This window comes from Phenylobacterium sp., assembly GCF_004297125.1.
Lineage (GTDB): Bacteria > Pseudomonadota > Alphaproteobacteria > Caulobacterales > Caulobacteraceae > Phenylobacterium.
On record NZ_SCVD01000007.1, the window covers coordinates 83,020 to 102,901 of the forward strand.

The 19,882-nt window shown below is 68.6% G+C and carries 27 protein-coding genes; 19 read left to right on the top strand and 8 right to left on the bottom strand.

Going from position 1 to position 19,882, the window contains the following annotated elements; genetic code table 11:
* Positions 1–206: 206 nt before the first annotated feature.
* Complete coding sequence (locus tag EPO51_RS04395) at positions 207–1,991, bottom strand: ATP-binding protein (RefSeq protein WP_293346356.1); 1,785 nt, start codon at positions 1,989–1,991, stop codon at positions 207–209.
* A 454-nt stretch (positions 1,992–2,445) separates the two neighbouring features.
* Between EPO51_RS04395 and EPO51_RS04400 the strand changes: the two genes are divergently transcribed.
* Complete coding sequence (locus EPO51_RS04400) at positions 2,446–2,754, top strand: hypothetical protein (RefSeq protein WP_293346358.1); 309 nt, start codon at positions 2,446–2,448, stop codon at positions 2,752–2,754.
* Between the two features lie 22 nt (positions 2,755–2,776).
* On the opposite strand, the gene EPO51_RS04405 is transcribed toward EPO51_RS04400, so the two are convergent.
* A complete protein-coding gene (locus tag EPO51_RS04405; protein WP_293346360.1) occupies positions 2,777–3,025 on the bottom strand; it encodes a DUF7662 domain-containing protein in 249 nt (82 codons plus the stop codon).
* A gap of 135 nt (positions 3,026–3,160) precedes the next feature.
* On the opposite strand from EPO51_RS04405, the gene EPO51_RS04410 reads away from it, so the two are divergent.
* The 6 genes from EPO51_RS04410 (at position 3,161) to EPO51_RS04435 (ending at position 6,602) form a co-directional block, all read left to right on the top strand.
* Positions 3,161–3,406, top strand: a complete 246-nt coding sequence (locus EPO51_RS04410; RefSeq protein ID WP_293346362.1) for a hypothetical protein — start codon at positions 3,161–3,163, stop codon at positions 3,404–3,406.
* On the top strand, positions 3,403–4,011 hold the full coding sequence (locus tag EPO51_RS04415; RefSeq protein ID WP_293346364.1) for a hypothetical protein: 609 nt from the start codon (positions 3,403–3,405) through the stop codon (positions 4,009–4,011). The genes EPO51_RS04410 and EPO51_RS04415 overlap by 4 nt, the downstream gene beginning before the upstream one ends.
* A 156-nt stretch (positions 4,012–4,167) precedes the next feature.
* Positions 4,168–4,461, top strand: a complete 294-nt coding sequence (locus EPO51_RS04420) for a hypothetical protein (RefSeq protein WP_293346366.1) — start codon at positions 4,168–4,170, stop codon at positions 4,459–4,461.
* Positions 4,451–5,011, top strand: a complete 561-nt coding sequence (locus tag EPO51_RS04425; protein WP_293346368.1) for a hypothetical protein — start codon at positions 4,451–4,453, stop codon at positions 5,009–5,011. Before EPO51_RS04420 ends, EPO51_RS04425 begins: the two co-directional genes overlap by 11 nt.
* Before the next feature lie 56 nt (positions 5,012–5,067).
* A complete protein-coding gene (locus EPO51_RS04430) occupies positions 5,068–5,559 on the top strand; it encodes a hypothetical protein (protein ID WP_293346370.1) in 492 nt (163 codons plus the stop codon).
* A 134-nt stretch (positions 5,560–5,693) separates the two neighbouring features.
* Positions 5,694–6,602 carry a HEPN domain-containing protein gene (locus EPO51_RS04435; protein ID WP_293346372.1) on the top strand — a complete coding sequence of 303 codons (909 nt, stop codon included), beginning with the start codon at positions 5,694–5,696 and terminating at the stop codon, positions 6,600–6,602.
* 191 nt (positions 6,603–6,793) lie between these two features.
* Here the strand turns inward: EPO51_RS04435 and EPO51_RS04440 are convergent, their stop codons facing one another.
* Positions 6,794–7,336 carry a GNAT family protein gene (locus EPO51_RS04440; protein WP_293346374.1) on the bottom strand — a complete coding sequence of 181 codons (543 nt, stop codon included), beginning with the start codon at positions 7,334–7,336 and terminating at the stop codon, positions 6,794–6,796.
* Complete coding sequence (locus EPO51_RS04445; RefSeq protein ID WP_068875108.1) at positions 7,333–7,641, bottom strand: type II toxin-antitoxin system TacA family antitoxin; 309 nt, start codon at positions 7,639–7,641, stop codon at positions 7,333–7,335. The genes EPO51_RS04440 and EPO51_RS04445 overlap by 4 nt, the downstream gene beginning before the upstream one ends.
* Before the next feature lie 327 nt (positions 7,642–7,968).
* On the opposite strand from EPO51_RS04445, the gene EPO51_RS04450 reads away from it, so the two are divergent.
* The 8 genes from EPO51_RS04450 (at position 7,969) to EPO51_RS04485 (ending at position 13,673) form a co-directional block, all read left to right on the top strand.
* Positions 7,969–8,514: an RNA polymerase sigma factor gene (locus EPO51_RS04450; protein WP_293346378.1), complete on the top strand. Its 546-nt coding sequence runs from the start codon at positions 7,969–7,971 to the stop codon at positions 8,512–8,514.
* Positions 8,515–8,524: 10 nt separating this feature from the next.
* Positions 8,525–9,511, top strand: coding sequence for a FecR family protein (locus tag EPO51_RS04455; RefSeq protein ID WP_293346403.1), 987 nt, complete (start codon positions 8,525–8,527; stop codon positions 9,509–9,511).
* A gap of 235 nt (positions 9,512–9,746) precedes the next feature.
* Positions 9,747–10,631: a TonB-dependent receptor plug domain-containing protein gene (locus tag EPO51_RS04460; RefSeq protein WP_293346405.1), complete on the top strand. Its 885-nt coding sequence runs from the start codon at positions 9,747–9,749 to the stop codon at positions 10,629–10,631.
* Positions 10,628–10,891 (top strand): hypothetical protein, encoded by a 264-nt coding sequence (locus EPO51_RS04465; protein WP_293346407.1) that lies wholly within the window; start codon positions 10,628–10,630, stop codon positions 10,889–10,891. The genes EPO51_RS04460 and EPO51_RS04465 overlap by 4 nt, the downstream gene beginning before the upstream one ends.
* 31 nt (positions 10,892–10,922) lie before the next feature.
* Positions 10,923–11,354, top strand: a complete 432-nt coding sequence (locus EPO51_RS04470; protein WP_293346409.1) for a helix-turn-helix transcriptional regulator — start codon at positions 10,923–10,925, stop codon at positions 11,352–11,354.
* Between the two features lie 74 nt (positions 11,355–11,428).
* Positions 11,429–11,740, top strand: a complete 312-nt coding sequence (locus EPO51_RS04475) for a hypothetical protein (protein WP_293346411.1) — start codon at positions 11,429–11,431, stop codon at positions 11,738–11,740.
* Positions 11,741–12,087: 347 nt separating this feature from the next.
* Positions 12,088–12,426: a helix-turn-helix domain-containing protein gene (locus EPO51_RS04480; protein WP_293346413.1), complete on the top strand. Its 339-nt coding sequence runs from the start codon at positions 12,088–12,090 to the stop codon at positions 12,424–12,426.
* Positions 12,427–12,434: 8 nt separating this feature from the next.
* On the top strand, positions 12,435–13,673 hold the full coding sequence (locus EPO51_RS04485; protein ID WP_293346416.1) for a type II toxin-antitoxin system HipA family toxin: 1,239 nt from the start codon (positions 12,435–12,437) through the stop codon (positions 13,671–13,673).
* A gap of 235 nt (positions 13,674–13,908) precedes the next feature.
* On the opposite strand, the gene EPO51_RS04490 is transcribed toward EPO51_RS04485, so the two are convergent.
* A complete protein-coding gene (locus EPO51_RS04490) occupies positions 13,909–14,304 on the bottom strand; it encodes a MerR family transcriptional regulator (RefSeq protein ID WP_293346419.1) in 396 nt (131 codons plus the stop codon).
* 88 nt (positions 14,305–14,392) lie between these two features.
* Here EPO51_RS04490 and EPO51_RS04495 point away from each other — a divergent pair, with 88 nt between their 5' ends.
* Entirely contained in the window at positions 14,393–14,779 is a 387-nt protein-coding gene (locus EPO51_RS04495) for an MFS transporter permease (protein ID WP_293346422.1), read from the top strand.
* Entirely contained in the window at positions 14,776–15,027 is a 252-nt protein-coding gene (locus tag EPO51_RS04500) for a GDCCVxC domain-containing (seleno)protein (protein WP_293346425.1), read from the top strand. The genes EPO51_RS04495 and EPO51_RS04500 overlap by 4 nt, the downstream gene beginning before the upstream one ends.
* Positions 15,028–15,273: 246 nt before the next feature.
* Here EPO51_RS04500 and EPO51_RS04505 read toward each other — a convergent pair whose 3' ends face one another.
* The 3 genes from EPO51_RS04505 to EPO51_RS04515 all read right to left on the bottom strand — a co-directional run bounded on the left by EPO51_RS04505 (position 15,274) and on the right by EPO51_RS04515 (position 16,554).
* Positions 15,274–15,453, bottom strand: coding sequence for a hypothetical protein (locus tag EPO51_RS04505; protein ID WP_293346428.1), 180 nt, complete (start codon positions 15,451–15,453; stop codon positions 15,274–15,276).
* A 115-nt stretch (positions 15,454–15,568) separates the two neighbouring features.
* Positions 15,569–15,931 (bottom strand): hypothetical protein, encoded by a 363-nt coding sequence (locus EPO51_RS04510; protein ID WP_293346431.1) that lies wholly within the window; start codon positions 15,929–15,931, stop codon positions 15,569–15,571.
* Between the two features lie 263 nt (positions 15,932–16,194).
* A complete protein-coding gene (locus EPO51_RS04515; RefSeq protein ID WP_293346433.1) occupies positions 16,195–16,554 on the bottom strand; it encodes a hypothetical protein in 360 nt (119 codons plus the stop codon).
* 593 nt (positions 16,555–17,147) lie between these two features.
* Between EPO51_RS04515 and EPO51_RS04520 the strand changes: the two genes are divergently transcribed.
* Entirely contained in the window at positions 17,148–18,362 is a 1,215-nt protein-coding gene (locus tag EPO51_RS04520; RefSeq protein ID WP_293346436.1) for an MBL fold metallo-hydrolase RNA specificity domain-containing protein, read from the top strand.
* Positions 18,314–19,879: a thymidine phosphorylase family protein gene (locus EPO51_RS04525; RefSeq protein ID WP_363200101.1), complete on the top strand. Its 1,566-nt coding sequence runs from the start codon at positions 18,314–18,316 to the stop codon at positions 19,877–19,879. Before EPO51_RS04520 ends, EPO51_RS04525 begins: the two co-directional genes overlap by 49 nt.
* The last annotated feature ends 3 nt before the right edge of the window (positions 19,880–19,882 follow it).

Genomic DNA, 19,882 nt, shown 5'->3' on the forward strand with positions numbered 1-19,882 from the left:
AGGTCAGCGCCGGCCTTGCGTTAGATCCGTTCGATGGCGGATCGCAGTGTATCCGCGACCCAGCGGGCTTTCCCCTTGAGCTCGAATCGAGGGGATTGATCGCGGAGACCTCGGTCCCGCCGCCGGCGGTCTCTCGTACCATGACGTTGAGGCAGCATCGCGCCCACGTTGGCGTCAAGTTTCAGTGCCCTGCCGCCAGGAAGATGCTATGCGGCCGCTTGGGCTTCGTGGTCTGATACGCCACTCGTTAGGATCGCCTCGGCGACCCGTTTGAGGAGCTGATCTGCAACGACCGGCTTGGCGAAGTGCCCATCCGCGCCAGCGCCGATCGAAGCTTGGACGTGCTCCGGCATCGCATTGGCTGTGAGGACGAGAATGGGCGTCGGGACGCCGCCTGCGGCGATCTCAAGCTTGCGAATTTCTTTGATGGCTGACAGCCCGTCCATGACCGGCATCTGCATGTCCATCAAGACGAGGTCGAAGGCGCCGGGCTTGAACGCGGCGACCGCTTCCTCGCCGTTCTCGACGCAGAGGATCTCGACTCCGACGGCGCCCAGGATCAGCTCGACGACGCGGCGATTGGTCGGATGATCTTCGGCTAGCAATACACGGCGGCCCGCCAATGTTTCCACCGAAACGGCGGACTCGGCCTCATAGTCTTCAAGGGCGCTCCGCGCACGGGGTAGTTCCAGGCAAAGCGTGAAGACCGCGCCCTGACCGGGCGCAGCATTGGCTTCCAGACGTCCCCCCATGGCCTCGGCCAGGGAGCGCGAAATGGACAGCCCCAGACCCGACCCGCCGAAGCGGCGGGTGATCGAACCGTCCGCTTGCTCGAACCTGCAGAAGAGCCTGGCCTTTGTTTCCTCGTCGAAGCCGATGCCGGTATCACGCACTGCAAAGCGCAGCTCGACGCCGGTCTCGCCCGGGGATGCCTCGACGATCAACCGAACTTCCCCCGCCTGCGTAAACTTGACCGCATTGCTGAGAAGGTTCGCCAGGATCTGCCGGAGCCTGACGGCATCGCCCACGTAGGTGCCGAGCGCTTCGGGCCGAATCTCGACCTGCAGGTCCAACCCCTTCGCCTGCGCGGCTGCGTCGAACAGGGCGACGCTGGCCTTGACCGACGCTGCAAGGTCCAACGGCTCCTCGCAAAGTTCCATTTTGCCCGACTCGATCCGGGCCAAGTCGAGGATGTCACTCAGTAGAGTCTCGAGGGTCTTGGCCGAGGCTTCGATGAGATGGACCATCTCGCGCTGACTCTCGCTCAGGGGCGTGCGGCCCAGCGCACCGGAGACGCCCATTACCCCATTGAGCGGCGTGCGGATCTCATGGCTCATATTGGCGAGGAACTCGGACTTGGACCGGCTCGCCGCAGACGCCTCCTCAGCCGTCCGCTCGAGCGCCTCGGCCGTCAGCCTGGCGAGTTCGAGCGAGTCCGCGACTGACCGCGCGTCAGCCAGGCTTCGGCGCGTCGCGGCCACCAGGTGCGCCACGTACATCAGGCTGGCGAGGCAAACGAAGGCTGCGGCCCGCTTCCCGGGTTCCAGAATTAGCGACGCTAGCGGCAGCCCCATAAGCATGAGCATGAAGGGGGCCGTGGCGCTCCACAGCATGATCGCCGACGTGTTCGCATGCAGACGAACGTTCATGACGCCCCCGGCGAGGACCGTCACGGCGAGGACCCGTCCCTGCCATCCCTCAATGAACCAGGCGAGCGGCGCTACGCTCGCAAAGATCGTGGTGCTGACGACGATGGATAAGATGAAGAGCCGCCTGCGTCGTGGACTGGGGGCCGACCCAGCGGCGCGCATCGGCGAGGAGATCCAAGATGACCCGAGCTGCGCCAGCAGCGTCGCGATCAACCAAAGAATTGGCCAGATGCTCTCGGCGTCGAAATAGATGGCGGCCGCAATACCGACGCTGAAGAACGCACGCAGCGGAAAATCACGAACTCGCAGACGCGCGATTTCCGCCCAATCCTCGTGTCGCATGGACCCTCCAAATAGCAGAGTATCCAGCGGCTCCTTAAGCTCATGTTATCGCAGAGCCATTGAGCCTGCCTCTCGCCTGCGTCGGGGGTTGCGCCATCGCTCGCGTGGAACCCAGCCGACTACTTGGCCGGCGGTCGCTCAAGTTACCTGCGGGCCTCGGCGTGTTCAGACAGCGATCGCGAGCGGTCTTCGGCTGGGGTGTCGCTGAAGGTCGGCTTTTTGGCGTGACTCCAATGTCCCCACCTGGCGCGACGGGGAAGCCGCCAGTCTCCCAAACGCGGGAACGGCCCGAGGGTGGGGTAGTCTCCGCCTCGTGCCAACCCATCCATGAGCCGCGAGGGGGCGCTTCACCTGTCGATCGACACGTCCGTCCCGCTGGATCTCGCCAAAGATCATCGTCAGCAGGCTGTGCTCGTATGGGTTCATCGCAGGGGTCGGCGACCGCCGGGCCCGCATGCCCCGGACGGGCCTCCGCCGCTACGACGACAATGTCGCCGACCCCCGGCCGCGCCCGTTCAGGGATGACGTTCACGCGCCGGGCTATGCGGAAACCTGGGTCGAGGGGGCGGTGGTGCTTCACAATCCCAACGCCGTCCGCCCGCTGGATCCCGAACTTCTGGTCGGGGCCACCCACGAATTCCTGCAGCCGGACGGGACGATCATGTCGCTGCTGCCGAACAACCCGCCGTACGCGTCGCAGACCATCATCTGGCTCGCCGAGGATGGGTCGAACCCGTCGGCGGCGACCCCTCCGCAGGAATAGCGCGCGACGCGGGCCGGCGGATTTACCGCCGCCGCTCGAACCGGACGCGCTCGGTGGCGGGCGTGGCCACCGCCCGATAGCCGGCGCGCAGCCAGGCCTTGCACTGCACGTGCCGGGTCTCGGCGGCCTGTTCGTTGGCCCACCATTCGGAGCGGCGACAGCTCTTGGGCAGCAGGGCGCCGAGCACGCGTTCGATGTCGCGGAAGCTCATCTCATAGGTCGCCGTGCTCTGGCGCCGCAGATGGTGCTCCAGCGGGTCGTATTTCCCCATGGATTCCTCGAATGGCGAACGGGCCATCTTGCAGGCGGCGTGCGGGTCGGCAACGCTTGTGTCTGCGCGCCCGAACGGCCAGACCGCATCCGGGGCGTCATGGCCAGCCCCCGAACCCCGATCCGTGAGTCTCCGATGACCGGCAGCCGAGACCAGGCCCTCGCCGACGCCCGCAAGCTCCTGCGGGGGTTCGCCGCCGCGCCCGACGCCCGGCGGCGCGCGCAGGCGGTGCTGTCCGCCCTGCGCCAAGCCGACGACTGGAGCGCCGCGGGGTGCCGGCAGATTGAGGCGGCTGACGCGTGGCTTCGCGGCGGCCCGTCGGTGACCGCCCTGGAGCCGCAACTCCGCGCCTTGCTGGCCGCCCTGGCGAAAACCTCATGACCGAGACCCCACAGCCCCGCATGCGGGCGATGCTGGACGCGCGGAGCGTGGACCTGATCCACAACGATCTGGCCGCTGCCGCCTTCTTCTTCACCTCGCGGATCAAGGAACGCCTTGCCAAGGACGACCGGGACGGCCTCTTCCATGAGGTCATCGCCGCCCTGACCATGACGGCCTTCACCCTGGAGGCCTACCTCAACTTCGTCGGGGCGCAGGTGAACCCCGACTGGGCCGAGCGCGATGATGTCGAGACCAAACTGAAGACCCTACGCAAGGCCCTGGGCGTTCAGACCGACTACAACAAGCCCCCCTACGCCACCGCCCGTCAGATCATCGGGGCCCGCAACCGGCTCGCCCACGGCAAGCCCCAGGTCTCGGTGAAGCGGACGGAGGTGGAGGGGACAGACGCGCAGCTCGAAGCCATGGCCCGGGATCTCGCCGTCGCCTGGGACCAGGAAGTGACGGCCGAGTTCGTCCTCCAGGCCTATGACGACGTCGAGGCGATCTGGCGGGAACTGCTGGCCGCGGCCGGGATCGACGTGATCGACACCCTGAGCGGCGCCAGCGGCACGCTCGAAATCCTCGGTCGTGCGAAGGCGCATTAGCGCGGCGCCGAAGGCGGCGTGGGCGACGGGATCTGCAATCCACGAAAAGGCCCGGCGTTGGCCGAGGCTCTCCCAGGCCGCGAGTGCGCCCGCCCGGCCGTCCGGGGCGGATCGCGTGCGTTTGACATTTTCACCATTTTGTTGAACAGTCGAAGGATGGCAAAATCCTCTGCGAGATCGGCGTCGACCGGTCAATTCCTGTTCCAGACCCGCCAGGCCCGCGTGGTGGCCGCGGCGAGCGAGGCGGGCTTCCTGGCAGGCGGACGCAGCGCCATCGGCGCGCGCGTGCCCCGGCACCTGATCGATGCGGCGAAGGCCCGGACAGGGCTGACCTCGACCACCGAAATCCTAGAGTACGCCCTCGCCAAGGTGGCGCTGGAGGACGACTTCGGCGCTGCGCTGGTGGCGCGCAAGGGCCGCGCGCCACGCGACCTGGATCTTGAGCTTTGATCTGGCGGGGTCGCTGCGGCGCCTGAAGCCGCAACGCCCCACAACGGCGCTGGTGCGGCGGGCCGACAGCGCGCTGCCCGTGGTGACGACGCCCGTCGGACCCGGCCCCGAGCTCCTGCTCGATACGTGTGTCTATATCGATGTCCTGCAGGGACGCACGCCGTCCGCGGTCGACGAGCTCCTCACCCAGCGGATCCTCAATCATTCCACCGTGGCGCTGGCCGAACTCACCCACCTGTTCGGCCGGCTGGACCCGGCGCATCCGGCGACGCGGGCGACCCTGCGGGAGCTGGCTGGCGTCATCGACGACGTCCCGGCGCACCGCCTGAGCGCGCCGAGCGTGCGCGCCTTCGGCGAGGCCGGCATGCTGGCCGGCCTGGCGGCGCGGGCGGCCGGCCTTGCCCATGGCGTGGGACTGCTGAATGACGCCTTGCTCCTGCTCCATGCGGCGGAGTCCGGCTGCGTGCTGTTGACGCGCAACATCGCCGACATGGATCGGCTGCAGCAGCTGGCGCCGCACGCGGCCTTCCTGGTCTATCAGCGCATCTAGGCGTCTCGCGGACGGCCGACGCTGGCGTCGGCGACGCCATCGGGTAGCCTACGCTGATGGAGTCGGTCGACGCCCGCGAACGCATCCGCCTGCTGGTCGGGCAGGCCACCGTCCTGCTCGGCCTGGCCGAGGAAGGTCTGGCGCGTGTCCGCCTCACGCCAGACGACCGCTTCACGGTGTTGTCCACCTTCGTCCTGCTGAACAGCGTCCGGGACTGGGTGAAGACGGAACGCGGCCTGAGGACCTATTGGCCGAGAATTCCTTATGGCGAGGCCGTCCGCGAAGTCGCCAACGGCGCCAAACACCTCGTGCTGAACGCACGCAGCCATCCGGACCTGCATGTGGAAGGCCTCAGTCCCGAGGACGATATCGACACGATCGACTGGGACGAACTGGGCAGCCAGGTCCCGATGATCACACTTTGCGTGCGGCGTTGGCAGGACGAGCCCCTGCGGTGGCGCAGCGCCATGTGGGTCCTCGAAGAGGCCGTGGATGGTTGGCGCCAGGAACTGGGCCTGCCGAATCTGAACTACGCCGCCCATCACTGAGCCAAGCGGCGTCGCTTCCGGTGACATGATAGAGGCGTGCCGCCACCATTCGCGGCTTGGCGCCGTAAGAGGGGCCCGCGTGGGTTGAGTTCGGCTAGACTTAGCGAATCAATTTGCGCCACCTCGCTCCAGGCATGAAGACCACGCTCGATCATCTTCCCGAAGGTAAGCGCCGTGAGCTCCAGTGGGTGCTCGAGGTGCTGTTCCGCGAATTCGAGGAAGCCACGAAGCGCAAGGCGTCGCGGCGTGGACAGGGCCGGATCCTGAAAGTGATCCTGTTCGGCAGCTACGCCCGTGGCAACTGGGTCGATGACCCGGTCGGCGGCTACAAGTCCGACTATGACCTCCTGGTCGTCGTGAACCACGACGATTTCGCCGACATGACCGAGTACTGGATGGACGCCGAGGCCCATCTGGAGCAGGCCTTCGACATCGCGCACATCCTGTCGGCGCCGGCGCAGTTCGTCGTTCACTCGCTCGCAGACATGAACCGCCAGCTCTCCCGTGGTCGTCCGTTCTTCACGCACATCACGGACGTCGGCATCATCCTGTTCGAGACGCCCGATCATCCGTTCGCCCGGCCAGCCAAGCTGTCACCTGACGAGGCCCATCGCGAAGCGAAGGCCAACTTCGACAAGTGGTTTCCTAGCGCCGGGGGCTTCTTTGACACGGCGCAGTACGTGATCGCGCAGGGGCGAGCGAACGAGGCCGCGTTTCAGCTCCATCAAGCCACTGAGCGGTTTTACCACTGCGTCCTGCTGACCGAGACGCTCCATTCCACCAAGTCGCACAATCTGAACTTCCTGCGTGGCCAGGCCGAGCGTGTCGCGCCCGAACTGATCCCGACCTGGCCGCGGGCCAATCGGTTCGAGAAGCGATGCTGGGAGCTCCTGCGGCGCGCCTATGTCGAGGCGCGTTTCTCAGACCAATACGAAATCACGACCGAACAACTGGCGTGGCTGGTGGAACGGGTGACCGATCTGCAGCAGCGGGTCGAGGCGAGCTGTCGCACCTACCTGACCACGATCGCGCCTAAGACCTGAGATCGGGCGATGACCATGGAAATCGCGGAGGCTTCGATCTAGGCGTCTTTGTGTGCCTCGCTCGGTTGCTGAGGACCGCCCTAACGTCGGGGGTGTAGCCGTCTCCTCGTATGTCCGCGGCGGAGGTTACCGGGGCGGCTCGAGTTCCATCGACCTGTCGCAAGGTGAGCCGCCGAACGGCCCGGCCTAGGTCAGTGCAGGAGGTCTCGGACGGTGGCGAGAGGCAGGAACAGGCGCAGGGGCTGAGAGGGCAGGGGCGCAAACCCATAGCCGGTGTAGAGCCTGAGCCTTCGTTGCACGAGGGTGGCGTCGCCGCAGTCGAGAACATCGAGCATGACGACGGCGATGCCGACGTCGTCAGCCGCCCGCGCGATCCGGGTCAGGGCGTCCACCAGCAGATCGCCGCCATAACCCTGGCCGGCGAAGCGTGTGTCGACACCGATCATGGAAATGTAGGCGGCAGGGATCTGGCCGTGACGGGGCCGGGTGCGCGCGAACCGGGCCGGGAGGTCGGTGTACTCGAGCGCGTGAGCGTTGAGGGCGTAGAAGCCGACCAGCTCACCGGCCGGTGCGACTATCACGAAGACCCGGAGGTTGTCGGCCATCGCGAGTTTGTTGGCGGTCTTTCGGAAGAAGTTATCGACCTGCCCCACGCCGCAGGAAAAAGCCGCCCGATCGTGTTTGGCAGGATCGAGCGGCTCGATGATGGGGTGGTCAGCGCCGGATGCCGTCACCGGCTGGCGATCGTCGCCTTGTGACGACCGAAGGCTGCCCGCAGCTTGTCCGTGGGCGGGGCGGGATTGTCCAGCGCAGCGAAGAAGGCCGCGTGATCGACCGGCTGGAGCACGGTGCGCTCATGCGCGGCGATCGTCTCGATGGCGGAGTTGTAGGCCGCGTTCATCGTGAAGACGGAGTCGTCGACGCCCGACAGCGCGGCGGCGCGCTGGATCGCCTCCTTGATCCGAGGCTTGGTGCGGAAGTTCATCCGCTCCGTGCTTCGTTCGTCCACTTCGCTCACCTGGTCGCGGAAAGTGAGCATGGCAGCCTCCTCAAACTTATTTAAGTTTGTACGCCACAGCGGCGTACAGATCAAGACGTTCCTGCAGCGGCTGCAATCGGGATGAACCGCCGCGGGGCGACGGGGCAAAGGGACTCTAGGCGGCCGCATCGGCCTGTGACAGTCTTGTGGCCGGTGCGGGCGGTGGACCGTCCGCGCCACCGCGACGGCCGATTCACCGCCGCTGGGCGCCCGCGCCATAGAAGACTGCGTCCTAGACGCAGGAAAGCGCGGGGCGCGGGGACACTGATCCTTCGCGTTTAAGACGCCCGGTCGCCACGACGCGCGGTGCTTGTGTGAGGGGACTTCATGTCCCGCCCCCAATCGAGCGGCTCGGCTCGCGTCCGAGCGGCCTATGATCGCCTGCCGGCTGGCGTTTCGACCAAGATCAGCGTGTGCGACCCGTCATGGCGCGCCCACCTCGTATGGCTCCGCGCCACCATCGGACGCCGCTTTGGATCGGATCTCGCCGACGACATCACGCAGGAGACCTACTTGCGCGTCGTGGAGCGGCCCGCGACGGAGCCCGTCGAGAACATCCGTGGTCTGCTGATGACGGTGGCCGCCAACCTCGCGCGCGACACATTCCGGCGGCGGCGAGTGCGCGTGGACCACGCGGCGGCGATCGGACCGCCTTTCCCGGAGGATGCGTGCCGACATACCGCGGAAGACGATCTTCTGGTCCGGCAAGCGGTCTTGGCCTTGCCTCCGGCGCTACGCGACACCTTCCTCCTGAGCAAGATCGGGGGCTTGACGAACCGCGAGATCGCGCAACGCTGCGGTTTGTCGGTGCGTACTATCGACAAAAGGTTGCAGAAGGCCATTACGCTCTTCGTGGCTCAACTTCGGGATTAGGCTTCGGACGATGGGCACCCAGCAGGGAGAAGACCGTCGCGTCCTCGAAGAGGCCGCCGCCTGGTTCACCCGACTTAAGCGGTCGAGCGTCAGCGAGGCGACGATCGAGGAATTCTTTGCGTGGCGCGAAATGCCTGTGAACGCGGAGGCTTATGCCGAAGTTGTGGCGCGATGGCGCCAAGCGGATCGCGTGCGCAACGACCCCGAGTTGGTCGCCCTGACCGAAGCGGCGTTACGCAGGGAGACCCTTCCGACGAAATTGCGCCGGCTTCTTCGCCGTCCGCTTCTGCCCCTGAGCCTCGCAACCCTCGCCCTGGGTGGATTGCTCGTCCTCCTCGTCGCCCAGTTCCGCCCTCAGACCTATGAAACCGACGTCGGCGCCCAACAGATCGTCCGCCTCGACGACGGCTCCGTCTTGCGACTGAACACCGACAGCAAGGTCGCGATCCATTTCGGCCGGACGCAACGCACTGTGCGGCTTCTGCGCGGCGAAGGGTTCTTCGAGGTGGCCCACGATCCGGGGCGACCGTTCGTCGTCGAGGCTGGCGCGACGCGCGTGCGAGCGCTGGGCACGAAGTTCGACGTTCGTCGGCTCCACGCCGGGACGCAGGTGACCCTGCTGGAAGGTCGCGTTCAGGTGACGCGCTCGAGCCGCCACGACACCTGGACGCTCAAGCCCAACCAGCAGATCACGGTCAATGGGACGGTGGCCCCGCCACGGGTAATGGACGCGACCGCAGCCAGCAGTTGGACCACGGGACATATCCGTTTCCATGAGACGCCCCTCGCTGCTGCGGTCGCTGAGGTGAACCGCTACAGCCGGACCAAGATCGTGCTGGACGCAGACCACTTGGTCGACATCCGCGTCAACGGGATGTTCGAGACGGGCAACACCCAGGCCTTTCTGTCTGCTGTCACCGAGTTGTTCGGACTCGAGGCGGTGACGACATCGGACGGCTACGTGTTGCGAAGCCGCGTCCCTGCATCCGCGGACTGAACTTTTTGCATCTCCCCGGTTCGCAAATCCGCCGACTGACGCGTCACCCTTGTGACGCTGGTCGACAATGAAGCGCCCGCCACCCCGGCAGGCCGAAAGGCGGCGTCGGGGGAGTAGAATGTATCGAGCCGCCCGCGCCAGTCTGAGACGCCGTCTCCTGGCCAGCTCCGTTTGGGTTCTTGTCACCATAGCCGCACTGCCCGCCGCAGCGGCGCCAGACGCAGTTCCGGTAGATGTGGCGGCCGGCGCCCTGGATTCGGCGCTCACGTCTCTCGCAACGCAGACTCGCCAGCAGGTCCTGTACACGGCGGATCTCGTCGCCAACCGCAAGGCGCTCGCCCTCAAGGGATCGTATACGCCCGACGAGGCGCTCAGCCGCCTGCTCGCCGGCAGTGGGATCGTCGCCCGGCGGACGGGCCCCAATGTGCTTGTGCTGCAAAGCGCCGCCGCCAGCGGCCGGCCCATCGCCGGATCGGCGGCGAGCCGCCCTTTCCAAATCGCCGGGGCCTCAAACGACACTGAAGCGCCTTTTGCGACAGCGGCGCCTTCCGTGGCCCTAGCCAACTCGGCAGCGGAAGCCGTGCTGGTCGACGAGGTTCGGGTCACCGGCTCGAACCTTCGGGGGGTGTCTCCGGCGGCGGCGGTGCGGATCCTCGACCAGCAGGCACTGGAGCGGACCGGCCAAACAACGCTCACAGATGCGCTGCGCTGGCTCCCGGAGAACTTCGGCGGCGGGGCGTCCGAGGGCGCCAACACCTCCGGCTCCGATCGGCTGGCGCGCAACGGCACCTACGGCACCGCTCTGAACCTGCGCGGCCTTGGCAACAACGCCACACTGGTGCTGATCAACGGCAAGCGGGTTTCGGGCTCGGGTGCGTTCGGCGACTTCGTCGACATCTCGACGATCCCGTCCGCCGCCGTGGCCCGCGTGGAAGTGCTCCTGGACGGCGCCTCGGCAATCTACAACGCCGGGCCGGCGCGGGTCGCCGCGCTCGGCCGCGTGCCGTCGATCCCCGAGACGCGGGCCTACGTCCAGGCGGTGGTCGAGTGCTACCTCGCGCTCAGCGCCGGGCGCGGCGTCCGGCGCGCCAGCGAATGCCGTGCGGCGGTGTCGCCATGATCGCGGGGCCCGAGCTGACCGTCGCACCGGCGCACGAGGACGACGCCGACCTGCTGACGCGGGCCCAGGCCTCGGAGTACCTGCGCCGTTTCCATATCCAGATGAAGGTCCCCACGCTGGCCCGACTCTGGTCGGTCGGCGGCGACGGCCCGCCCTGCCGACACATAAGAGGCAAGCCCTGGTACCCGCGGGGGGAGCTGCGGGCCTGGGCGCTGTCGCAGCAGACCCGGCTTCGGCGGTCGCGAAGGGAGACGCGGTGATGATGGGCGTCGTGGGAAGGGCAGAGGCAGCATGACCCAGTGGACCGACTTCCTCGATCCGGAAGGACCGGATGGGGCCTATCTGCCCTGGAAGCGGGTTGAACCGCGGGTCGGCATCAGCCGCACCACGGCGTGGCGCCTGCAACGATCGGGCGATTTCCCGAAGCCCTACGTCGTGTCACCCGGCCGGGTCGCCTACAAGGAAAGCGAAGTCGAAGCCTGGAAGGCGTCGCGCGGCCACCGTGACGAACGCCTGGCCGAGAGGTCTCCGGTCGACGCGCGGGCGTCCTCCCGGCCTAAAGCATCGGGCCCGGCCGAGTCGCCCTGCGTTCTGGACGCGGGCAAGTCCCCAACCCCCGCGTCCGCGGCGACGGCGTCGCAGATCGCAACCGAACGCGCTGCGCCCCTCGCGCAGGCGAGCCGCAAGCGCGGGGACAGTCGCCAGATCACGTTCGACTTCTAAGCGACCCCCGAGGCCTGACTCACGGGCGTGAAACTTGACGTGCCAAGCGGGGCCACGCCGGATAGAGGCATCTCATGGACTTTGTCGACGTCATCGGCGCCTCCGGCGCGGCCTACCGTTTTCGAGCGGCCACGCTGGAGCAGCTTCCGGTCACCGCCGGAAACCTCATCGTGGCGACGGGCGCGCCGCCGCGCCTGGACGTGCGGCTCTGCGCCTCCGCCCACACCCTGCAGAAAGCTGCGCCGGCGGCGCGCGACGCGCTGGCCGCCGCCCGCAGCGGGCAGGTCTTCATCCGCCTCAACATCGCGCGCGCCACGCGAGAGGCCGAACATGCCGACATCGTGGCCGCCTTCGCGCCCGACCTGGATCTCCCGGACTTGGACTGACGCGCGCCAAGGGCCAGGAGCCGCTTGACCCCCGCACCATGAGGCCACCTCGGGACGCCGTAGCTGGCGTTCGACCGTTCCAAGGTGAGGATCTCGCTCTTCCGGCCGCCCGTGGGCATCAGCAACCGCACCGCATCCGCCATGGTCGTCCGTATGCGGCCCCGGCAGCATGGCGCCGTGGTCGTGTCGCGGCAGCGCTCGGCCGGGCCCGCGAGGACGGGCACCAGAACCGGGCCAGCGCGGCTTCCGCTGGCTTGCGCACACTCCGGGATTGCGTCGGATTAAGCCGACATAATGGTTGAATTTGTCGGCTTAAACCGACAAACTGACGCCTTGGGAGGATTTCCATGCGTCGCGGCCACCTGCTGACCACCCCGCCCTACGAGGTCGAAAGCGCCCTGAAGCGCCTCGGCGCGGATCTGCGCACGGCGCGCCTGCGCCGCAACATCACCCTGGCCGAAGTGGCCGAGCGCATCGGCGCCAGCCGGGAGGTGGTGGGCGACGCTGAGCACGGCAAGCCGTCCACGAGCGTGGCGGTCTATGCGGCCCTTCTGTGGTCCTACGGGATGTCGGAGCGACTGGGGGGACTGGCCGATCCGACGTCGGATGACGAGGGGCTGCGCCTTGCCGCGCTGCGGGAGCGGCGACACGCCCGCGCGCCCCAGCCGCTCGACGATGACTTCTGAGCGCGCCGATGCCTGCGGCCTATGTCTACATCACCCTGCCCGGCGCAACGGAGGCGGTCACCGCCGGGCGTTTCGAGCACACCGTCGAGCGCAACGGCGTGGCCGTCGGCCGGTTCGTCTACGGCCGCCGCTACCGCGAGCGGCCGGACGCCGTCGAGATCGACCCGGTCGAGCTCCGCCTGGGCCGCGCCGGCTTCGAGACGGTGCGGCTGGGCGGCGTCTTCGGAGCTCTCCGCGACTCCGGCCCGGACTACTGGGGCCGGCGCGTCATCGAAAAGCACGCCGGCCTCGGCCAGCTCGGCGAGCTCGACTATCTGCTGCACTCCCCCGACGACCGGGCGGGCGCGCTGGGTTTCGGTCTCGGCGTGGAGCCGCCCGCGCCGGCGCGCCAGTTCAACAAGACCTGGGACCTCGAGAAACTGCAGACCCTTGCCGAGGCGTTGCTCGCCGATGAGCCGCCCAAGGACGCCGCCCAGGTGGAAGAGCTGCTGCTGCTTGGCACCTCCATGGGCGGGGCGCGGCCGAAGGTGGTGGTGGAGAGCCAGGACGCATTGTGGCTCGCCAAGTTCAACCGCCACGACGACCGCTGGAACATGGCCCGCGTGGAGCATGCGACGCTAGAGCTCGCGCGCCGCTGCGGCCTGCAGGTGGCCGACTCACAGGTCGTCACCGTGGGTGGCCGCGACGTCCTGATGGTGAAGCGCTTCGACCGGACGCGCGTGCAGGACGGCTACGCCCGCGCCCGCATGGTGAGCGCCTTGACGCTTCTCGAAACCGACGAAACCCCGGATGGACGGGCTCGCTGGTCGTACATTCTGCTGGCCGAGACCCTGCGGCGGATCAGCGAACGCCCAGCGGAAGACGCCCGCGAGCTGTTCGGGCGCATGGCGTTCAACGCGCTGATCTCCAACACCGACGACCATCCGCGCAACCACGCGGCGCTCGCGCCGGGCCCCGGCTGGCGGCTGTCGCCGGCCTACGACCTCACGCCGACGCCGGCCTTCGCGGAGGAGCGGCGCGACCTCGCCATGACCTGCGGCGCCCAGGGGCGCTTCGCCAACGCCGGCAACCTCCTCAGCGAGTGCCGCCGGTTCCTTCTCGACCCGGACGCGGCTGCGGCGCTCGTCGACCAGCTGGAGGCCGCCGTTCAACAGCAGTGGTACGGCGTTGCCCGCAACTGCGGAGTCAGCGAGGCCGACTGCGAGGCCATCCGCCGGGCTTACGTCTATCCGGGGTTCCGCGCCTGAAGTCCGGCGCGCTGGCGCTTCTTGTGGCGACGCTGCGCAACAAAGCCATCGCTCCGCGCCAGCCCCGCCAGGCGAGATCAGCCCTCCCAAGATGGACGTCCGGCGGTACACGTACGAAGGCGCGCCGCTGCTCGCTGTGGCGCGCATCTACCAGGGCCAGACGACGAATGTCCGCACGCCGGGTGGCGGCTTCGCGCCGGTCTCGTCCTTTAGCGCGCCGGTGCGGCGACGGCCTTCAGGCAGCCGCCTCGAGCAGATCGAGCACCGAGCAGGATGGCGCCGCGGCCGTGTCGCGGCAGCGCTCGACCGTGCCCGCGAGGATGGCCTCCAGCCGCACGAGGTCGGCGATCTTGGTGCGCACATCCTGGAGATGGTCAGACGCGATCACCCGCACCTCCTCGCAGGATCGACGATGAGGTTCGGCGAGGCCCAGGAGCGCGCGGATGCCATCGATGCCGAACCCCAGCTCGCGGGCGCGCCGGATGAAGGCGAGGCGCTGCCGGTGCGCGGGCTCGTAGAGCCGGTGCCCGCCTTCCGTGCGTCCCGGTTCCGGCATCAGGCCGATCCGCTCGTAGTACCGGATGGTCTCGAGGTTCACGCCGCTCAACCCGGCGAGCTTGCCGATCGTCAACCCCGTGCGCCCAGGCATGGAAAACCTCTTGATCCCGTAGTGACTACGGGTTGCAGGCTAGCGTCATTGGCTGTGAGAGGCGATGGGTATGACTTCCCCGACCCGCACGGAGGCGCGTGACAGGATCGTCGGCTGGACCGCCTTGGGCGGCTCTGCACTGGCGGTCTTCGCCTGGGCCGCCTGCTGCGTCCTGCCGATGGCGCTCTCGGTGGCGGGCCTCAGTCTGGCGGGGACGCTCTTCTTCGCCGAGCAGCGCGGCTTGCTGACCTGGGGCGCGACCGCCGTGCTGGCGGCGGGATGGTGGACGGTCTGGCGAAGGCGTCGCGCCTGCGCGCGTGACGGAAGCTGTGCACCGCCATCGCGATTGACGATCGGGCTGCTGGCCGCCGCGACCGGCCTGATCGGCCTGGCGCTGGCCTGGCAGCCCTGGATCGAGCCCCGGGCCTTGATGCTGCTGAGGAGCCTTCGGGGATGATCGGGACCGCCATCGAGCTGCGATCCACCTTGACCTGCCCGGACTGCGGCGCCCGCACGACCGAGACCATGCCCACCGACGCCTGCCAATATTTCTACGACTGCCCGGCGTGTGGTTCGGTCCTCAGCCCGAAGCCGGGCGACTGCTGCGTCTTCTGCTCCTATGCCGATACCCCTTGTCCGCCGATCCAGGAGGCGAGCGCCGCCGGCGAACCGACCGCCTGTTGCGGCGGTGGCGCCGGTGGCTGACGAGCACAGGCTTCGCCCCGCCTACGAGCGGTTGAGGAACGACAGGGGCGAAGGGCCGCTCTGAGAGCCGGCCGTCCACCCAGGTCGTCGGCGACGGCGCTCCTGCAAGCCGCCGGACTGTCCGCTTCGCCCCGTCGCCAGCATCCTACCGGCGACGACGATCCCAGACGGCGACGGGGTCGCGAGGCGGGTGGACGTGGATATGGCCTTGCCTCGCTCGGTGAGACCTTGGCGCCGCTCCGCGGGTCAGCCCGCCTCGTCGGGGAGAGCTTTGTGGACGACCACGGCGTTCGCACCCGCCGCCTTGAGCAGCTCCCACTCCTCGGGATCAAGGAGCTTGGTCGTGTCGATGTGCATGATGACCACATCGACCCGACCGTCCGCGAAGTCCTTGACCATGCGGCGAAACCCATCGTCGTTGCTCAATCGAACTCCTCTCGTCACCGCTATGCGAACGTAATCGTGCGGTCCCGGATCGGCCGCCGGAAGGCGCTCGGAGCCCCACTTCTACGCCGTCTTTGTCGGCAGGCCGAGGCGCTCTTCAGTCCTTCGAACGTTTCTCCTCAGCCGCCCCAAGCTGCGCGCGGCCCGCTTCGGCGAGTTGCTCGTAGAACTGCATGTGCGCGTCCAGGACCGTCAGGAAGTCGACGGCCGCAACGGCGTCCTGCGTCGCCTCGTCGAGCTCATCGGCGGCGCTGGCCTGGATCAGCATGAACTTGTGGTGTGCGAAGACGTGGGCCAACCGAGGCTTGCGGAGATGAAAGGCCGCCAGGATCGCGAAGTGGTTCACCCTCAGGATTTCCGCGAACAGGCGACCACGGGCGAGCCGCAGACCCGTGCGGCCGTTCTCGAAGTCCTGATACCTCGAGGCGGAGGCGGACGCCTGGGCACCTCGCGCGGCCATCGGGCGGGGGCCTGCGTTGCGCCGGCGCATCGGCCTGCGCCACCCGAGCCTGCGCCCGAGCCGGCGCCGCGCGTGGTCGTCCCAGCGGGTGCGGCGGCGGTCGCGCCAATTACCGCGCGCCGGCCCACACGCCAGGCAGCGCGCCGGGCCGCCGGGCCTCGCCCGACGCACAGATGCAGCTGGACCGGTGGTCGTGGACGCGAGCGCCACCCCAACGCAAGCCGAGGCCAGCGTGACGACCCCCCAGCCCCGCGACCGCCCCGTCAGCGGGCGCGCAGTTCCACCATGTCGAGCTTGGCCACGCGCCCGCTCACGACGACACCGCTGGCGAAGTGGTCGTCCATCACCGTCTCGATCCGCACTTCGCCCACATCCCGACGCTCAATGATGGGCGGGGCGCCTTTCATGGCTCCCGGACGCGTCTTGAACCTGACCACGGTCAGCGTCTGCCCGGCCTCGGCTCCATCGGCGCGTCCGACGCAGATCGTCACCGTGGCCCCCGCTCGGTCCACGACCTGGCCACGCATGACATACTTGTGCCAGAGCCCCTGGGCTTGCGCGGGGCGCAGCGCGGGCGCGAGCCCCGCGGTCACGCCGAGCAGAAACAGATCCCGTCTGCGCATGCGTACCTCCTGGAGCCCTGCGCCGGGACGTCTTGGAGACGCCGGCCGACGGAGCCGGCACGAGCGGCCCTCAAGTGAATTCTGTTCTAGATCGGCCGCGTTGGGCCGGTTGCCCGTGACAAGGCTTGCGGGCCAGGCTCGCCGGGCGGGGACGACCGGCGCCTTGAGCGAGATCAAACCGTTCCGTGGCGGTGCGGCTCGCGGACTTGCATTGGACGGGAAAAGGGGAAGATACCCTCATCGCGCAACGCGACAGTGGGTCCGCGTCCGGAGGCTGCCGCTGCGTACCACCCGCGCCCGCCGTCGTCCGCCGCAGGTCGCATCACGCGAAGGACGGCCACCTGGCCGCCTGCGGGTGGCGGCGCGGCGAGCAAACTATTGATCTGGCACAAATTCCTTTGACCCGGACCCAGCTAGGCTGGGCCGACTGGTGGAGCGAAGATGACGAAGCTGACGTTGAGATCACTGGGCGGCGCGGGGACGGTGACCGGCTCGAAGCATCTGCTGGAGCTCGGGGGACGGCGTATCCTGGTGGACTGCGGCCTCTTCCAGGGGCCAAGGCGCTTCGCGAGCAGAACTGGGGCCCGCTTCCGGTGGATCCGGCGTCCATTGACGCCGTGATCCTCACCCACGCCCATCTTGACCACTGCGGGTACCTGCCCAAGCTGGTGCGCGAGGGTTTCCGCGGTGACATCTTCTGCTCGGCGGCCACGGCGGACCTCGCCGAGATCATCATGATGGACAGCGCGAAGATCCAGGAGAACGACGCGGAGTTCGCGAACCGGCACGGGTTCTCGAAACACACGCCCGCGCTCCCGCTCTACGGCAGGCATGACGCCGAGCGCGCCATCGGACAGCTGCGGCCCGTCGGGTTCGGCAAGCCGGTGGATCTCGGGCACGGCGCGGCCGCCACGTTCCGCTATGCCGGCCACATCCTGGGCGCGGCCACCGTGGAAGTGCGCTGGGGCGGCAAGACCGTCGTCTTCTCCGGCGATCTGGGACGCTATGACGATCCCATCACGCCGGATCCGGAGCCCATCGCGAACGCCGACTACCTGCTCCTGGAGTCGACCTACGGCGACCGTCACCACGACCCCGTCGCGCCCGCCGAAGCCCTGCGGAGCGTGATCGAGCGCACGACGGCGCGCGGCGGGACCGTGATCATCCCGGCCTTCGCGGTCGGCCGCGCCCAGGAACTGCTCTACCTGCTGTCGAAGCTCAAAGGGGACGGCGCACTGCCGTTGACGCTGGTCTACCTCGACAGCCCCATGGCCACCGACGCCTCGGAGCTGCTCTGTCGCCACGGCGCCGACCACAAGCTGCCGGAGGAGGTTTGCCGCGCCGCGTGCGCCGTCGCGACCTACACGCGCGACGTCGAGGAGTCCAAGGCCCTCAGCCACAACAGCATGCCCAAGGTGATCATCTCGGCCAGCGGCATGGCGACGGGCGGGCGCGTCCTGCACCATCTGAAGGCCTATGGGCCGGATCCCCGGAACACCGTCCTGTTCTCCGGCTACCAGGCCGCCGGCACCCGTGGTCAGGCGCTGCTTGGCGGGGCCCGGGAGGTCAAGATCCACGGCCAGTGGATTCCCATCCGGGCCGAGGTGGCGAACCTGCCGATGCTGTCCGCCCACGCCGACGTTGACGAGATCATGCGCTGGCTGTCCGGGTTCCAACGCCCGCCGCGCCGCACCTTCATCGTCCATGGGGAAGGTGGCGGACCGATCGGCCTGAAGGCGCGGATCGAGGAGGACCTCGGGTGGCCCTGCACGATCTCGGCCCAGGGCGAAGCGTACGTGCTGTCGTGATCGCCGACGCCCAGACGGTCTCGGCGCCCACGCTGAAGGCGCGGCGGCTGGGGTTCTTCACCCAGCATGACGCCATCGTCCTGATGCGCGCGGACTGCCACGTCTGCCGCTCAGAAGGCCTCGGGCCCCGCTCCCAGGTGCTGTTGGCCGCGCAGGGCCGCGAGGTGCTTGCGACCCTCTATCAAGTGGCGGACGGGCTGCTCAAGCCGGGCGAGGCGGGCCTCTCCGAAGCGGCGTGGGAGCGGCTGGGCGTCGCCGACGGAGCGGCGCTGACGGTGCGCCATCCGCCCCCGCTGGGCTCCCTGTCGGCGATCCGCCGCCGCATCCACGGACAGCGGCTGGACCCGGCCGACCTGCGGTCCATCGTCCAGGACATCGCGCTGGCCCGCTACACCGACGTCCATCTCTCCGCCTTCCTGACCGCTTGCTCGGCCCTCCCGCTCGACCTGGGCGAGACGGTCAGCCTGACCCAGGCGATGATCGAGGCCGGCGAGCGGCTGGCCTGGGACGCCCCGATCGTCGTCGACAAACACTCGGTGGGCGGGCTGCCGGGCAATCGCACCACGCCAATCGTGGTGGCGATCGTGGCCTCGCACGGCCTGGTCATGCCGAAGACCTCGTCCCGGGCGATCACCAGCCCGGCCGGCACCGCGGACACCATGGAGACCCTGGCGCCGGTCGATCTGGACGTGCCCGCCATGCGCCGCGTGGTCGAGCGCGAAGGCGCCTGCGTGGTCTGGGGCGGGTCGGTCCGCCTCAGTCCCGCCGACGACATCCTGATCCGGGTGGAGCGGGTCCTGGACATCGACACGGAGGGCCAGCTCATCGCCTCCGTCCTGTCCAAGAAGATCGCGGCGGGATCGACCCACATCGTGATCGACATACCGGTGGGCGCCACGGCCAAGGTGCGCTCCGACGACGCGGCCGCCGACCTGGCCGAGCGCCTGGCCCATGTGGCGCGCGCCCTCGGAGTCACCGTGCGCTGCGTCATGACCGACGGCGATCAGCCGGTCGGACGGGGCATCGGCCCGGCCCTGGAGGCCCACGATGTGCTGGCGGTGCTGAGGAACGATCCCGCCGCCCCGGAGGACCTGCGGCGGCGCGCCTGCGGGCTTGCGGGCGCCGCGCTCGAGCTCGCGGGCCGGGCCGCGCCCGGCGAAGGCCTCGCGCTCGCCGAGGCCACGCTGGCCGACGGCCGGGCCTGGACGAAGTTCCAGCGGATCTGCGAGGCCCAGGGGGGCCTGCGGAAACCGCCCGTCGCCCCCCTGACGCGACCGATCCTGGCCCCTCGCGCGGGCCGGGTCGTCGGCATCAACAACCGGACGCTGGCGCGACTGGCGAAGCTGGCGGGGGCGCCGGACGCCAAGGCGGCGGGCCTCACCCTGCACGTGCGCCTGGGAGACGAGGTGGGGCAGGGGCAACCGCTCATGACGGTGCATGCGGAGGCGCCGGGGGAGCTCGCCTACGCCCTCGAGTTCGCCGGGGCCAATCCCGACATCGTCCTTCTGGAGGCCTGAACC